The organism is Vibrio sp. 10N.247.311.47, from assembly GCF_041467535.1.
Classification (GTDB): domain Bacteria; phylum Pseudomonadota; class Gammaproteobacteria; order Enterobacterales; family Vibrionaceae; genus Vibrio; species Vibrio crassostreae_C.
The window spans coordinates 1-15,574 of sequence record NZ_JBFSUR010000054.1 but is presented as its reverse complement, the minus strand read 5'-3'; the positions used below and the strand labels follow the sequence as shown (position 1 = coordinate 15,574).

General features: G+C 45.0%; 11 protein-coding genes. 1 reads left to right on the top strand and 10 read right to left on the bottom strand.

Features of this window, described 5'->3' with window-relative positions; all coding sequences use genetic code 11:
- Positions 1-98: 98 nt before the first annotated feature.
- Positions 99-1,166: a uroporphyrinogen decarboxylase gene (gene hemE, locus AB6E51_RS22915; RefSeq protein ID WP_017060530.1), complete on the bottom strand. Its 1,068-nt coding sequence runs from the start codon at positions 1,164-1,166 to the stop codon at positions 99-101.
- Between the two features lie 299 nt (positions 1,167-1,465).
- Complete coding sequence (gene nudC / locus AB6E51_RS22910; RefSeq protein ID WP_017060529.1) at positions 1,466-2,275, bottom strand: NAD(+) diphosphatase; 810 nt, start codon at positions 2,273-2,275, stop codon at positions 1,466-1,468.
- Positions 2,276-2,440: 165 nt separating this feature from the next.
- Here nudC and AB6E51_RS22905 point away from each other — a divergent pair, with 165 nt between their 5' ends.
- Positions 2,441-2,938: an Rsd/AlgQ family anti-sigma factor gene (locus AB6E51_RS22905; RefSeq protein WP_032546263.1), complete on the top strand. Its 498-nt coding sequence runs from the start codon at positions 2,441-2,443 to the stop codon at positions 2,936-2,938.
- Between the two features lie 330 nt (positions 2,939-3,268).
- Here the strand turns inward: AB6E51_RS22905 and rpoC are convergent, their stop codons facing one another.
- From rpoC to secE, 8 genes are all read right to left on the bottom strand, one after another.
- Positions 3,269-7,471 carry a DNA-directed RNA polymerase subunit beta' gene (gene rpoC, locus AB6E51_RS22900; RefSeq protein ID WP_017060527.1) on the bottom strand — a complete coding sequence of 1,401 codons (4,203 nt, stop codon included), beginning with the start codon at positions 7,469-7,471 and terminating at the stop codon, positions 3,269-3,271.
- A gap of 92 nt (positions 7,472-7,563) precedes the next feature.
- Positions 7,564-11,592, bottom strand: a complete 4,029-nt coding sequence (rpoB, locus tag AB6E51_RS22895; RefSeq protein ID WP_017060526.1) for a DNA-directed RNA polymerase subunit beta — start codon at positions 11,590-11,592, stop codon at positions 7,564-7,566.
- A 235-nt stretch (positions 11,593-11,827) separates the two neighbouring features.
- The gene (gene rplL / locus AB6E51_RS22890) at positions 11,828-12,196 is read right to left on the bottom strand and encodes a 50S ribosomal protein L7/L12 (protein ID WP_017060525.1); all 369 of its coding nucleotides are present in this window, start codon (positions 12,194-12,196) and stop codon (positions 11,828-11,830) included.
- Positions 12,197-12,253: 57 nt separating this feature from the next.
- Positions 12,254-12,748 carry a 50S ribosomal protein L10 gene (rplJ, locus tag AB6E51_RS22885; protein ID WP_017060524.1) on the bottom strand — a complete coding sequence of 165 codons (495 nt, stop codon included), beginning with the start codon at positions 12,746-12,748 and terminating at the stop codon, positions 12,254-12,256.
- A gap of 250 nt (positions 12,749-12,998) precedes the next feature.
- Positions 12,999-13,703 carry a 50S ribosomal protein L1 gene (rplA, locus tag AB6E51_RS22880; protein ID WP_017060523.1) on the bottom strand — a complete coding sequence of 235 codons (705 nt, stop codon included), beginning with the start codon at positions 13,701-13,703 and terminating at the stop codon, positions 12,999-13,001.
- Between the two features lie 4 nt (positions 13,704-13,707).
- The gene (gene rplK / locus AB6E51_RS22875; protein WP_010435555.1) at positions 13,708-14,136 is read right to left on the bottom strand and encodes a 50S ribosomal protein L11; all 429 of its coding nucleotides are present in this window, start codon (positions 14,134-14,136) and stop codon (positions 13,708-13,710) included.
- Positions 14,137-14,349: 213 nt separating this feature from the next.
- Complete coding sequence (gene nusG, locus AB6E51_RS22870; protein WP_010435556.1) at positions 14,350-14,898, bottom strand: transcription termination/antitermination protein NusG; 549 nt, start codon at positions 14,896-14,898, stop codon at positions 14,350-14,352.
- A 13-nt stretch (positions 14,899-14,911) separates the two neighbouring features.
- On the bottom strand, positions 14,912-15,289 hold the full coding sequence (secE, locus tag AB6E51_RS22865) for a preprotein translocase subunit SecE (RefSeq protein WP_010435558.1): 378 nt from the start codon (positions 15,287-15,289) through the stop codon (positions 14,912-14,914).
- Positions 15,290-15,574 lie beyond the last annotated feature (285 nt).

The following is a 15,574-nucleotide window of genomic DNA, read 5'->3' as shown; positions in this document are numbered from 1 at the left end:
TTCTTGAAGATAAAAGCGGCTTTCCCCGGAAAGCCGCGATGAACCATAAAAAAGCGCTGTTGGTTTCCCAACAGCGCTTTCAATAATCTTACTCAGAATTACTTGTGGTAAGGCTTAGACAATTCGTGAACAGCGTCAACGAATACACCAGCGTTCTCTGGCGGTACATCTAAGTGGATACCGTGGCCTAGGTTAAATACATGACCTGTACCACCGTCGCCGAAGCCTTCAAGGATGCTGCCCACTTCTTCGCGAATACGTTCAGGCTGAGCGTAAAGCATTGAAGGATCCATGTTACCTTGCAGAGCAACTTTGTCGCCGATGCGAGCTTTTGCATCTGCGATGTTGATTGTCCAGTCTAGACCAACCGCATCACAACCTGTTGCTGCGATAGACTCAAGCCACATGCCGCCGTTCTTAGTGAACAGAGTAACCGGCACACGGCGACCTTCGTTTTCACGGATTAGGCCATCAACGATTTTGTGCATGTATTGCAGTGAGAATAGGTTGTAGTCACGAGGAGTCAGTACACCACCCCATGTATCAAATACCATTACCGATTGAGCACCCGCTTTAATTTGCGCGTTCAAGTATTCGATAACACTGTCAGCCAGCTTGTCTAGAAGCAGGTGCAGCGTTTGTGGTTCTGCGTACATCATCTTCTTGATCTTAGTGAATGCTTTAGAGCTTCCACCTTCAACCATGTATGTCGCTAGAGTCCATGGGCTACCAGAGAAACCAATCAGTGGCACTTCGCCTTTCAGGTCTTTACGGATCTGACGAACGGCATTCATTACGTATTGAAGCTCGCCTTCTGGATCAGGTAGGCCAATCTTCTCTACGTCAGCTTTACACGTGATAGGACGCTCAAACTTAGGACCTTCACCTGTTTCAAAGTACAAACCTAAGCCCATTGCATCAGGGATAGTTAGGATGTCTGAGAACAAGATTGCCGCATCAAGCGGGAAACGACGTAAAGGTTGAAGTGTTACTTCTGATGCCAGTTCCGCGTTTTTGCACAAAGACATGAAATCGCCCGCTTCAGCGCGCGTTGCTTTGTATTCAGGAAGATAGCGGCCAGCTTGGCGCATCATCCATACCGGTGTGTAATCAACAGGCTGTTTTAAAAGTGCGCGTAAATAGCGATCGTTTTTTAATTCGGTCATTCCGTTAAATTCCAATTCAATCTTGTCTAGTTTTGATGGCAAGTATTCTAACACTGATTGAAGGGTAAAAGCTTTGTGCTTTGCAACCTAGATCAAGTTATTAACTTTTAAATCAATGCTTAATTTGCACCCAATTACGGGAGCATGTTAAAAATTTGTTCGCTAGCGAAAATTACAATTATAACATCTGAGTAGTCACTACTCAGCATCTCATAACGACATCTTACTTACCCCCTCCACTTGTGGAGGGTTTTTTTTAGCTTTTGATCACCCATAGGCCAAATACTATCACAGGCAAATTAGTGCTCTAGTATCTGCTCAGTCACACCATCTTTCATCACGTCATCAACGGTTTTCTCAATCAACTGTCTCGCAATGGTTCCAACAGGAGCAACATCAGGCAGGCTTGTTACGTCAAACCATTGAGCATCCGATAGCTCGCTGTAGTCAGGCTTGAGCGTACCACCAGCATAATCTGCGAGAAAGCCCATCATCATACTCGATGGAAACGCCCATGGCTGGCTGCCAAAATAACGAATATTATCGACATCGATACCCGTTTCTTCTTTGACTTCTCTTGCCACACACTGCTCTAAGGTCTCTCCGACCTCTAGGAAGCCCGCTATCACGGTATACATACCTGTCTTATGTCTTGGGTGCTGCGCAAGCAATATCTTGTTGTCGTTTCGTACAGCGACAATGATGCACGGGAAGATACGAGGATAATGAAGTGTGCGGCAATCTCCACACTGCATCGCCACCTGGTTATGGTTGAGATGATTTCGACCACCACACTGAGGGCAAAAACGCATACTTTGAGTCATATGCCCATATTGGATGGCTTTGCTTGCAGTCAAGAAACTCACTTCAGGCCAGTGCAGTAACTCTCTTAGGCTGACCATGCTCAGCTCATTCTCCACATCACAATCGTTGAGCCAATACACCTTGCGACCTTGATGCTGACCAATACAGATTGCATGCTCCACACTCAGCCCAAGCTCTTCAGCAGAGCCAAACGGAAACTGATCATTATTAACCCAAATATCACTACCAGAAACGACGCACCAATAAGCTTGCTCTGTCATTTTGTTATCACTTTTTTTTAACATCCCTATGCCTCATTGCTTGCAGTTCGTTCATTTTACTGGCAATCTAATTTCATACTAGAGTTGTAGCAGAGAATATTTCAAGCTATTACTTTTAGTAGCTACCAATAAAACGGACCCTGCTTAGGCAATTACTTGATCACAAGGTTGTGATCAGATCATGAGGACATGGTCATGCTAAATAAATTCAAACAAATACAAGAACAATGGGGTGGCTCTAATGAGGTCATCGATCATTGGCTCGAAACTCGACAGTCTCTAATCGTTGAGTATTGTAAGCTAGGTGCCTTGCAGCCAGCTAGCAACGGGCAATCAAACGTTGTTGAACTCCCTTCCCCTAAAGAAATAAGCTCATTCTGTGATCATGTTGTCGATTATATCTCAGAGGGTCATTTTAAGATCTACGATATGGTCATGAAAAAATGGCAAGCAACAGGCTTTAAAACCAATGACGAGATTGATACAACTTACGCGAAGATCGTACTTACAACCGAGCCGCTTCTAGAATTCAATGATAAGTACGTTAAAGTAAATGCAGACGATGAGTTGCCTAACTTCGAAGGAGATATGTCCAAAGTAGGTGAACTACTCGAACTACGTTTTGAAGTAGAAGATAATCTTATCCAGCTTATTGCAGACAGTTTAGCGATTCCACCAGGCGCTTAGTTAGCCGAATCCTTAATAAGCTTGCCTCTGTACAAGCTTTTTGTTTTGTCTGTAAGGTTATCCAAACTACCCAGAACCTTTCAGACAGAGCTTACTCGCTCGCCCTGACCTTTAGCCATAAGCATATGGTTACAGCCCTAATCAGCCTAGTCATCTCTACCCTTTATCTTACTGGCCTCAAAGAGCACTCTTCAGGACATAAATCCAACCTCACCAGCTAGATAAGCACACCTATCACTTTATAAGTCATAGCTAAATACCAATACGCCAGATACAAAAAAGGCACCCGAAGGTGCCTTTTTCTTATCTCTTAGAGACTACTCGTAGAGCTTACTCTTCTGAAGAGAAACCAGCGTTTAGAAGTGCTGCTAGATTGTCAGTAGCTTGTTCAGCTGAAGGACCTTCTTGCTCTTCTTCACGTTGTTTTTGACGCTCTTGGTGGTATGCGAAACCAGTACCAGCTGGGATCAGACGACCAACAATTACGTTCTCTTTCAGACCGCGAAGGTCATCACGCTTACCAGAAACCGCAGCTTCTGTTAGTACGCGAGTCGTTTCTTGGAACGATGCAGCTGAGATGAATGACTCAGTTGCAAGAGATGCTTTAGTAATACCTAGTAGATCACGTTCGAAACGTACTAGTTCTTTACCTTCAGCTTCTAGCTTACGGTTAGCAATCTTAACATTGTGGTACTCAACTTGTTCGCCAGGTAGGAACGGAGAGTCACCAGAATGAGTGATTGTACACTTACGTAGCATTTGACGAACGATAGTCTCGATGTGCTTATCGTTAATCTTTACGCCTTGTAAGCGGTAAACTTCTTGAACTTCGTTCGCGATGTACTGAGTTACTGCGTGGATACCACGTAGACGCAGGATATCGTGTGGAGTTTCAGGACCGTCGGCGATTACATCACCACGTTCAATCTTCTCACCTTCGAACACGTTCAATTGACGATGCTTAGGAATCATCTCTTCGTAAGCGTCACCGCCTTCACGAGTGATGACTAGACGACGCTTACCTTTCGTTTCTTTACCGAAAGACACAGTACCTGTGTGCTCAGCAAGGATCGCAGGCTCTTTAGGCTTACGAGCTTCGAATAGGTCAGCTACGCGTGGTAGACCACCGGTGATATCTTTGTTTCCGCTCGATTTTTGAGGGATACGAGATAGTGTGTCACCGATGCCAACTTCAGCGCCATCTTCGATGTTTACAATCGCTTTGCCAGGTAGGAAGTAGTGAGCTGGCATATCAGTACCAGGGATCATTACGTCGTTACCTTGCTCATCAACAAGTTTGATAGCTGGACGCATATCTTTACCTGCTGCTGGGCGAGCTGCTGCGTCTGTAACTTCACTTGAAGAAAGACCCGTTAGATCGTCAGTTTGACGAGAAACTGTAATACCATCGATCATATCTACGAATTGGATACGACCTGCCACTTCAGTGATGATTGGCATGGTATGCGCTTCCCAGTTAGCTACAACTTCACCAGCAGTAACTGCTGCGTTGTCGCCTTTGGTTAGCATCGAACCGTAAGGAAGTTTGTGCTTCTCTTTAGTACGGCCGAATTCATCAATAATCGTCATCTCAGATGCACGAGAAGTGATAACCAGTTTCTTATCTTTGTTAACTACGAACTTAGCATTGTGAAGTTTCACAGTACCAGTTGTCTTAGCTTGGATGCTGTTCTCTGCTGCTGCAGTAGATGCCGCACCACCGATGTGGAACGTACGCATCGTTAGCTGTGTACCCGGTTCACCGATAGATTGTGCAGCGATAACACCAACTGCTTCACCTTGGTTCACTAGGTGACCACGTGCTAGGTCACGACCGTAACACTGTGCACAACAACCGAAGTCTGCATCACAGGTAACAACAGAGCGCACTTTCATGCTATCTACTGAGTTGTCTTCCATGATTTGACACCACTTCTCATCAATCAGAGTATTACGTGGAATCAGTACATCTTCAGTACCAGGCTTAAGAACGTCTTCAGCTACTACACGACCTAGAGCAAGCTCAGAAAGTGCAACTTTAACGTCACCACCTTCGATGTGAGGCATCATGTCGATACCTTCATGCGTGCCACAGTCATGTTCGTGTACTACAACGTCTTGAGCAACGTCTACTAGACGACGAGTTAGGTAACCCGAGTTTGCTGTTTTCAGTGCTGTATCCGCAAGACCCTTACGAGCACCGTGCGTTGAGATAAAGTACTGAAGGACGTTTAGACCTTCTTTAAAGTTCGCTGTGATCGGCGTTTCGATGATTGAACCATCTGGACGCGCCATCAGACCACGCATACCTGCTAGCTGACGAATCTGAGCTGCAGAACCACGTGCGCCCGAGTCGGCCATCATGTAGATGCTGTTGAACGATTCTTGCTGTTCTTCTTCGCCGTCACGGTTGATAACGGTTTCAGAAGATAGGTTATCCATCATTGCTTTCGCAACGCGGTCATTCGTAGATGCCCAGATATCGATAACTTTGTTGTAACGCTCACCCGCAGTAACAAGACCAGATTGGAATTGCTCTTGGATTTCGCGAACTTCTTCTTCAGCAGATTCAATTTCATCGTATTTCGCTTGAGGTACAACCATATCGTCGATACCTACAGAAACACCAGAAAGTGCAGCGTATGCAAAACCTGCGTACATGATTTGGTCAGCAAATACTACTGTATCTTTTAGACCAAGCTTACGGTAACACTCGTTAAGAAGAGTAGAGATCTGCTTCTTACCTAACTTTTGGTTAACGATGCTGTACGGTAGGCCAGCTGGAACGATTTGCCATAGCATTGCACGGCCGACAGTTGTATCAACCATCTTCGTTTCAGTAGTGCTGTTACCATCTTCGTCTACTACAGTTTCGGTGATACGTACTTTAACGCGAGCGTGTAGCTCAGCAGTCTTAGTACGGTATGCCTTTTCAGCCTCAGCAGGGCCAGCAAGGTACATACCTTCGCCTTTCACGTTGATCTTGTCACGTGTCATGTAGTAAAGACCCAATACAACGTCCTGAGAAGGTACGATGATCGGATCACCTGACGCTGGCGACAGAATGTTATTCGTCGACATCATCAGTGTACGTGCTTCAAGCTGTGCTTCTAGAGTTAGAGGCACGTGTACCGCCATTTGGTCACCATCGAAGTCGGCGTTGTATGCCGCACACACTAGTGGGTGAAGCTGAATCGCTTTACCTTCGATTAGTACTGGTTCAAACGCTTGGATACCTAGACGGTGAAGTGTAGGTGCACGGTTAAGCAGTACTGGGTGTTCGCGGATTACTTCGTCCAGGATATCCCAAACGATAGCTTCTTCGCGCTCTACCATCTTCTTAGCAGCTTTGATTGTCGTAGCCATGCCACGAGTTTCTAGCTTGCTGTAGATGAACGGCTTAAATAGCTCAAGTGCCATCTTCTTAGGAAGACCACACTGATGTAGACGAAGGTATGGACCTACTGTGATTACAGAACGGCCAGAGTAGTCTACACGTTTACCTAGAAGGTTCTGACGGAAACGACCTTGTTTACCCTTGATCATATCAGCAAGAGATTTCAGAGGACGCTTGTTAGAACCAGTGATAGCACGACCACGACGACCGTTATCTAGAAGTGCATCAACAGACTCTTGCAGCATACGCTTTTCGTTACGTACGATGATGTCCGGAGCAGCTAGCTCTAGAAGGCGCTTCAAACGGTTGTTACGGTTGATCACACGACGGTAAAGGTCGTTCAGATCTGAAGTCGCAAAACGACCGCCATCTAGTGGTACTAGAGGACGTAGATCTGGCGGCAGAACCGGAAGTACAGTCAGAATCATCCATTGCGGATCGTTACCCGATGCAATGAACGCTTCAACTAGCTTCAGGCGCTTAGTAACTTTTTTACGCTTAGTTTCTGAGTTAGTCGTTTCTAACTCTTCGCGCATTTCTTCCACTTCTTGATGAAGGTCCATTGTTGCAAGCAGATCTTTGATCGCTTCAGCACCCATCTTAGCAGTAAATTCGTCACCCCACTCTTCTAGACGATCCAGATACTCTTCTTCAGTAAGCATCTGAGATTTTTCTAGATCAGTCATACCTGGTTCAGTTACTACGTACATCTCGAAGTAAAGAACACGTTCGATATCACGTAGAGGGATATCCATTAGTAGACCGATACGAGACGGCAGTGATTTTAGGAACCAGATGTGAGCAACTGGTGAAGCTAGCTCGATGTGGCCCATGCGGTCACGACGAACTTTAGTTTGTGTAACTTCAACGCCACACTTCTCACAGATAACACCACGGTGCTTCAGGCGCTTGTATTTGCCACAAAGACATTCGTAGTCTTTAACTGGACCAAAAATACGTGCACAGAACAGACCATCACGTTCAGGTTTGAACGTACGATAGTTAATTGTTTCCGGCTTTTTAACTTCACCAAAAGACCATGAACGGATCATATCTGGTGAAGATAGACCGATTTTGATTGCATCAAATTCTTCGGTCTTATGCTGTGCTTTTAGAAAGTTTAATAAGTCTTTCACATTCAGCTCCTGTAAGGAGTTAAAGGAGCTCACTGCTGTAGCAAGCTCCCTTTTACCAAATAATCCTATCTTCTTTTAAAAAGAAGGAGGGATTACTCTTCGTCTTCTAGCTCGATGTTGATACCTAGCGAGCGAATCTCTTTCAACAGTACGTTGAACGACTCAGGCATACCAGGTTCCATGCTATGGTTACCGTCTACGATGTTCTTATACATCTTAGTACGGCCGTTAACGTCATCTGACTTAACTGTTAGCATTTCTTGTAGAGTATATGCAGCACCGTATGCTTCTAGTGCCCATACTTCCATCTCACCGAAACGCTGACCACCGAACTGAGCTTTACCACCAAGTGGTTGCTGAGTTACTAGGCTGTAAGAACCAGTTGAACGAGCATGCATCTTGTCATCAACCAAGTGGTTCAGTTTCAGCATGTACATGTAACCAACAGTTACAGGACGCTCAAACGAATCACCAGTACGACCATCAAACAGTTTAAGCTGACCAGATTCTGGCAGATCACCCAGTTTAAGTAGTTCTTTGATTAGAGACTCAGAAGCACCGTCGAACACAGGAGTAGCAATCGGTAGACCGCCACGTAGGTTCTTGATCAGTGTACGAACTTGATCATCAGACAGTTCAGCAATATCAACTTTCTGACGAGTATCACCAAGATCGTAAACCTTCTGTAGGAACTCACGGAACTTATGCAGTTCTTGTTGTTCCTTAACCATTTGGTTGATCTTGTCACCGATACCTTTCGCAGCCAAACCTAAGTGAACTTCTAGGATCTGACCGATGTTCATACGCGATGGTACACCCAGCGGGTTAAGTACGATGTCTACAGGCTGACCTTTCTCATCGTATGGCATGTCTTCAACAGGGTTAATCTTAGAGATTACACCTTTGTTACCGTGACGACCGGCCATCTTATCACCAGGCTGGATACGACGTTTAACCGCTAGGTAAACTTTAACAATCTTAAGAACGCCAGGCGCTAGATCATCACCTTGAGTGATTTTACGACGCTTAGTTTCAAACTTCTTATCGAAGTCTGCTTTTAGCTCATCCCACTGCTCAGCAAGTTGCTCAAGCTGTGTTTGTAGCGCATCGTCTTCTAGAACTTGCTCTAGCCATTGCTTACGACCGATAGTATCAAGCTTAGCTTCAGAGTAACCACCTGACAGAAGTACAGCTTTAACACGGTTAAGAAGGCCACCCTCAAGAATTTGGAACTCTTCAGTTAGGTCTTTCTTAGCTTCTTTAAGCTGCATCTGTTCGATTTCAAGTGCACGCTTGTCTTTCTCTACGCCATCGCGAGTGAAGACTTGTACATCGATGATAGTACCCGAAACAGAGTTTGGTACACGTAGAGAAGTATCTTTAACATCAGATGCTTTCTCACCGAAGATAGCACGTAGTAGCTTCTCTTCAGGAGTCAGTTGAGTTTCACCTTTAGGGGTTACTTTACCAACTAGGATGTCGCCACCCTTAACTTCAGCACCAATGTAAACGATACCTGACTCGTCTAGTTTAGACAGAGCAGACTCACCTACGTTTGGAATATCAGCTGTGATCTCTTCAGAACCCAGCTTAGTATCACGAGCCACACAAGATAGTTCTTGGATGTGGATTGTCGTGAAACGGTCTTCTTGAACTACGCGCTCAGATACTAAGATCGAGTCTTCGAAGTTGTAACCGTTCCAAGGCATGAATGCGATACGCATGTTTTGGCCAAGAGCTAGTTCACCAAGGTCTGTTGAAGGACCATCAGCAAGAACATCGCCACGTGCAACTGGTTCACCAGGAAGTACAGTTGGACGTTGGTTAATACATGTGTTTTGGTTCGAACGCGTGTACTTAGTTAGGTTGTAGATATCGATACCAGCTTCGCCAGGTACCAATTCATCTTCGTTAACCTTAACTACGATACGAGAAGCGTCTACAGACTGAACTTGACCACCACGTTTAGCAACCGCTGTAACACCAGAGTCAACTGCGATGTTACGTTCGATACCAGTACCTACTAGAGGCTTATCAGCCTTAAGTGTTGGTACAGCTTGACGTTGCATGTTGGCACCCATCAATGCACGGTTCGCATCATCGTGTTCTAGGAACGGGATAAGCGAAGCAGCGATAGATACTACTTGGTTTGTCGCAACGTCCATGTAGTCAACGTGATCGCGTGGGTGAAGACCAGATTCACCTTTTTGACGAGCTGTGATTAGCTCATCTGCAAACGTACCTTCTTCAGTAAGAATGGTGTTTGCTTGCGCGATTACGAATTGACCTTCCTGGATTGCAGACAGGTAATCAACTTCTTCTGTTACTACACCATCTACTACACGACGGTACGGAGTTTCTAGGAAACCGTAATCGTTACAACGTGCAAACGCAGATAGTGAGTTAATTAGACCGATGTTTGGACCTTCAGGCGTTTCGATCGGACATAGACGACCGTAGTGAGTTACGTGAACGTCACGTACTTCGAAGCCTGCGCGCTCACGAGTAAGACCACCAGGACCTAAAGCAGAGATACGACGTTTGTGCGTAACTTCTGACAATGGGTTGTTTTGGTCCATGAACTGTGAAAGCTGTGAAGAGCCAAAGAATTCTTTAACTGCAGCAGAGATCGGCTTAGCGTTGATAAGGTCTTGAGGCATGATTGCATCAAGGTCACCAAGGCTTAGGCGCTCTTTAACGGCACGTTCTACACGAACTAGACCAACACGGAATTGGTTTTCTGCCATTTCACCTACAGAACGGATACGACGGTTGCCAAGGTGGTCGATATCGTCCACTTCACCAATACCGTTACGGATACCAATCAGTTTCTTCATCACTTCGATGATGTCTGATTCATCCAGAGTACCGCGCTCTTCTTCTTCTTCACGCTCGATAGAGCTGTTGAACTTCATACGGCCTACAGTTGATAGGTCGTAACGTTCTTCAGAGAAGAATAGGCTTTCGAATAGAGACTCTGCAGCTTCTTTCGTTGGTGGCTCGCCAGGACGCATCATGCGGTAGATTTCTACCAATGCAGAGATGCGATCTACTGTGCTATCTGCACGTAGAGTGTCTGACATGAATGGACCGTGATCTAGGTCATTCGTGAACAGAGTTTGTAGAGCCTTGTGGCCTGCTTGAGACAGGTTAGCAAGAGCTTCTAGGCTAATCTCTTGGTTCGCGCCAACGATGATCTCGCCAGTTGCTTCGTTGATGTAATCTTTAGATGCAACTTTACCAACGATGTACTCTACTGGTACTTCGATGTGCTCAACGCCATCTTTTTCAAGTTGACGGATATGGCGAGCAGTAACACGACGACCAGTCTCAACGTAAGTTTTACCGTTTGCTTCGATGTCGAATGACGCAGTTTCACCACGTAGACGATCAGGAACCAACTCCATAAGAAGAGTTTGGTCTTTCACTTCGAAGTTCACTTTGTCGAAGAACAGATCAAGGATCTCTTCAGTCGATTTACCAAGTGCACGAAGAATAATCGATGCTGGTAGCTTACGACGACGGTCGATACGTACGAATAAGTTATCCTTAGGATCGAACTCAAAGTCTAACCATGAGCCACGGTAAGGAATTACACGTGCGTTATAAAGAACTTTACCTGATGAGTGGGTCTTACCCTTATCACTGTCGAAGAACACGCCTGGGCTTCGGTGCAGCTGGGATACGATAACCCTCTCGGTACCATTAATTACGAAAGTACCATTGTCTGTCATAAGCGGAATTTCGCCCATGTAGACTTCTTGTTCTTTAATGTCTTTTACAGTACCTGCTGGTGCATCTCGATCAAAGATAACTAGACGTAGTTTTACGCGTAGTGGCTTTGAGTAAGTAACACCGCGGATTTGACATTCTTTAACGTCAAAAACTGGCTCACCAAGACGGTAGCTAACGTATTGCAGCTCAGAATTGCCGTTGTAGCTCTGAATTGGAAATACAGAACGGAAAGCAGCTTCAAGACCGTATTGACCTTCTGGATCCTGTTCGATGAATTTGTCGAAAGAATCAAGCTGGATCGATAACAGGTATGGAATGTCCAAAACTTGTGGACGAGTACCAAAATCCTTACGGATGCGCTTTTTCTCGGTATAAGAGTAAACCATGGGGTTCCTCAGCTCGCTGATAAGTGACCCAAACCACCCAAAACACTCTTCAGAGGGGGTGGTGACAAACAGCTGTTTAGTGGTAGTGAACAATCATTTCGAAAAAATGACTGTTTTTTTGCTCGGATTATGACGGTTAAACAGCGGAAATTTCGTCATAGCCCTACAGCGCAAAAAGGCCGGTGGTTAATAAACCACCAGCCATTAGCCTTGCGGCTATGAAATTAAGTAATAATTACTTGATTTCAACAGAAGCGCCAGCTTCTTCTAGCTGTGCTTTAAGAGCTTCAGCTTCAGCTTTGTCAACGCCTTCTTTAAGCGCTGCAGGAGCTGAGTCTACAAGACCTTTAGCTTCTTTAAGACCTAGGCCAGTTGCGCCACGTACAGCTTTGATAACTTGTACTTTGTTAGCGCCAGCAGCAGTTAGGATTACGTCGAATTCAGTTTGCTCAGCAGCAGCGTCGCCGCCAGCTGCGCCACCAGCTACAACTGCAGCTGCAGCTGAAACGCCGAATTTCTCTTCCATAGCTTCGATAAGCTCAACAACTTGCATTACAGACATTTCTGCAACTGCGTCTAGGATTTGCTCGTTAGTAATAGACATAACAATTCTCTTTTAAGTCAACAATAAGTTTAATTTGCAACCAGTGAAAAGCAAGGCTTAAGCCGCTGCTTCTTCTTTTTGGTCACGTAGTGCAGCGATAGTACGAACCAGCTTGCCAGCAGAAGCTTCTTTCATGCACATCATTAGGCGTGCGATAGCTTCGTCGTAAGTTGGTAGTGTCGCTAGTACTTCAGCATCAGTAACTGCGCCTTCAAATGCAGCAGCTTTGATCTCGAAATCTTTGTTCTCTTTAGCGAAGTCTTTGAAAAGACGCGCTGCAGCACCTGGGTGCTCGTTAGAGAACGCGATCAGAGTTGGACCAGTGAAAGTGTCTACTAGACACTCGTAGTCTGTACCCTGAACCGCACGGCGTGCTAGTGTGTTACGAACAACTTTCATGTAAACACCCGCTTCGCGAGCTTGTTTACGTAGAGAAGTCATTGCGCCAACTTCAACGCCACGAGAATCAGCTACAACTGCAGAAAGTGCACCACTGGCAGCTTCGTTGACTTCAGCAACAATTGCTTTTTTGTCTTGAAGATTTAAAGCCATTTGGATTAACCTCTGGTTGTGATTACAGCACCCAATACAAAATGTATTGAGCGTTTACGATGTTATTTAAAAATGAATAAATCCACTTCAAACCACAACATCGCCTACGTAGGTTTTATTAAGCTATCAATAATCTAATGAAAATCGACAGCGCCTACGGTCTTGGGATAGATGATTTCAAATTGCTTTAAAACCACCCAACCACAAATATTAGGCGCAGAAGTATACACTAAATCTGCGCCTAAGCAAATTAGTTTGCTTGAGTATCAAGACTAGCTTGATCAACAGCAACACCAGCACCCATCGTAGTAGAGATGCTTACTTTCTTCAGGTAAGAACCCTTAGCTGAAGAAGGCTTAGCTTTCTTAAGAGCAACTAGAAGTGCTTCTAGGTTCTCTTGAAGCTGGCTAGCTTCGAAAGATGCTTTACCGATAGTAGTGTGGATGATGCCGTTCTTGTCGTTACGGTAACGAACCTGACCAGCTTTAGCGTTCTTAACCGCTTCAGCAACGTTAGGAGTTACAGTACCAACTTTAGGGTTTGGCATAAGGCCGCGTGGACCTAGGATTGTACCTAGTTGACCAACAACACGCATTGCATCTGGAGAAGCAACAACTACGTCGAAGTTCATTTCGCCTTTTTTCACTTGCTCAGCAAGATCTTCCATACCAACGATATCTGCGCCAGCAGCTTTAGCAGCTTCTGCGTTTGCACCTTGAGTGAAAACAGCAACGCGGATGTCACGGCCAGTACCGTGAGGTAGCACTGTTGCGCCACGAACGTTTTGGTCAGATTTACGAGCATCGATGCCTAGGTTAACAGCAACATCTACAGACTCAACGAATTTAGCAGTCGCTAGTTCTTTAAGAAGAGCAACAGCTTCGCTGATTTCGTATTCTTTAGTTGAGTCAACTTTGTCGCGGATTACGCGCATACGCTTAGTAAGTTTAGCCATGATCTTATCCCTCTACCACTAGGCCCATTGAACGAGCAGTACCAGCAATAGAACGTTTCATTGCTTCGATGTCAGCACCAGTCATATCAGCAGCTTTAGTTTCTGCGATTTCCTGAACTTGAGCGTCAGTAACAGTACCAACTTTCTCAGTGTTTGGACGACCTGAACCAGACTTAACGCCAGCAGCTTTCTTAAGAAGAACAGCAGCAGGTGGAGTCTTAGTTACGAACGTGAAAGAACGGTCGTTGTAAACAGTAATAACTACTGGAGTAGGTAGACCTTTCTCAACAGATTCTGTTTTTGCGTTGAACGCTTTACAGAATTCCATGATGTTCACGCCGTGTTGACCTAGAGCAGGACCAACCGGTGGACTTGGGTTTGCCATACCAGCTGCAACTTGCAGTTTGATATAAGCTTCAACTTTCTTAGCCATGATATTTCCTAATATTTTGGGTACATGCGCTAGCCGCAAGGCGAGCTCCCCATAAATTCAATTAACTCTTTTTCACTTCCACAGAAGCAAAAAGGCGCGAAATTATAATCATAATTCGCGCCTTTAACAACCCTAAAAAGGTGATTTTTTATACTCTTTAATTTTAAACAGCTTATGAACTATTTATCCACAGCTTGTTCAAAACTTAGAGTTTTAGTCCAGTTTTTCAACCTGACCAAATTCAAGCTCAACCGGTGTTGCACGACCAAAGATCGATACAGATACCTTAATGCGGCTTTTCTCGTAATCTACTTCTTCAACAGTACCGTTGAAGTCAGCAAATGGACCATCGTTCACACGAACCACTTCACCCGCTTCGAACATTGTCTTAGGACGTGGAGACTCGCTCGCTTTCTCTAGACGGTTCAAGATAGCATCAGCTTCTTTATCAGTGATTGGTGCAGGACGATCAGAGGTACCACCAATGAAGCCCATAACACGCGGAATGCTGCGTACTAAGTGCCATGATTCATCATTCATGATCATTTGAACTAATACGTAGCCAGGGAAGAATTTACGTTCACTTTTACGGCGTTGGCCTGCACGCATTTCCACTACTTCTTCAGTAGGTACTAGCACATCGCCAAATAGTTCTTCCATGTTGTGCATTTTAATATGCTCGCGTAGCGACTGTGCAACACGACCTTCAAAGCCAGAAAAGGCTTGAACTACATACCAACGTTTTTTTGGAGCTTCACTCATGAATCAGAACCCTCTACACCCCAGTTGCTAGAGAAACTAGACGGACCATAATGCCGTCAATTCCCCAAAGCACTAGAGACATAACAATACATACAGCTAAAACGATCAATGTAGTTTGCATAGTTTCTTGGCGAGTAGGCCAAACAACTTTACGAATCTCCATACGAGATTCTTTTGCAAAATCGATCGCAGCTTTACCTTTAGTTGTTGTTGCTGCAACGCCTAGTGCGGCAGCAATCAGCACAACTACACCTGCAGCGCGAATTACAACAGACAATTCACCATACAGGTAATTACCCACAACAGCAGCAGCCAACAGAACAAAAGCGACAATCCACTTCATTGTATCTGCTGCACCTGAGCTATCAGGAGTTTCAGCGTTTGCTTTCATAAAACCAACCTGTGATAAGTCTTAAATATAGACGACAATAACCCCGCTGTTGCAGGGCACATTCCTTTGCGTTGCAAAACAACACATCTAACAGTCATTTTAGTCAAAAAGACCGTTTAATTCTTTGCTAAGAGCAAAAATCGATGTCAAAACATCCAACTCTTTTTTTAGCGCAGAAAAAGGGCATCAAATGATGCCCTTTTTACTAGTGGTTCGTCAAATCTTATGCAAAGATTTTAGCTACAACACCAGCACCAACTGTACGGCCACCTTCGCGGATTGCGA

What these genes read in the sequence shown, in the direction of transcription:
- nudC (WP_017060529.1), bottom strand. Translation starts at nt 2,275, where the DNA reads ATGTTAAAAAAAAGTGATAACAAAATGACAGAGCAAGCTTATTGGTGC.
- rplA (WP_017060523.1), bottom strand. Translation starts at nt 13,703, where the DNA reads ATGGCTAAACTTACTAAGCGTATGCGCGTAATCCGCGACAAAGTTGAC.
- secE (WP_010435558.1), bottom strand. Translation starts at nt 15,289, where the DNA reads ATGAAAGCAAACGCTGAAACTCCTGATAGCTCAGGTGCAGCAGATACA.
- rpoB (WP_017060526.1), bottom strand. Translation starts at nt 11,592, where the DNA reads ATGGTTTACTCTTATACCGAGAAAAAGCGCATCCGTAAGGATTTTGGT.
- hemE (WP_017060530.1), bottom strand. Translation starts at nt 1,166, where the DNA reads ATGACCGAATTAAAAAACGATCGCTATTTACGCGCACTTTTAAAACAG.
- nusG (WP_010435556.1), bottom strand. Translation starts at nt 14,898, where the DNA reads ATGAGTGAAGCTCCAAAAAAACGTTGGTATGTAGTTCAAGCCTTTTCT.
- rplK (WP_010435555.1), bottom strand. Translation starts at nt 14,136, where the DNA reads ATGGCTAAGAAAGTTGAAGCTTATATCAAACTGCAAGTTGCAGCTGGT.
- rplL (WP_017060525.1), bottom strand. Translation starts at nt 12,196, where the DNA reads ATGTCTATTACTAACGAGCAAATCCTAGACGCAGTTGCAGAAATGTCT.
- rplJ (WP_017060524.1), bottom strand. Translation starts at nt 12,748, where the DNA reads ATGGCTTTAAATCTTCAAGACAAAAAAGCAATTGTTGCTGAAGTCAAC.
- AB6E51_RS22905 (WP_032546263.1), top strand. Translation starts at nt 2,441, where the DNA reads ATGGTCATGCTAAATAAATTCAAACAAATACAAGAACAATGGGGTGGC.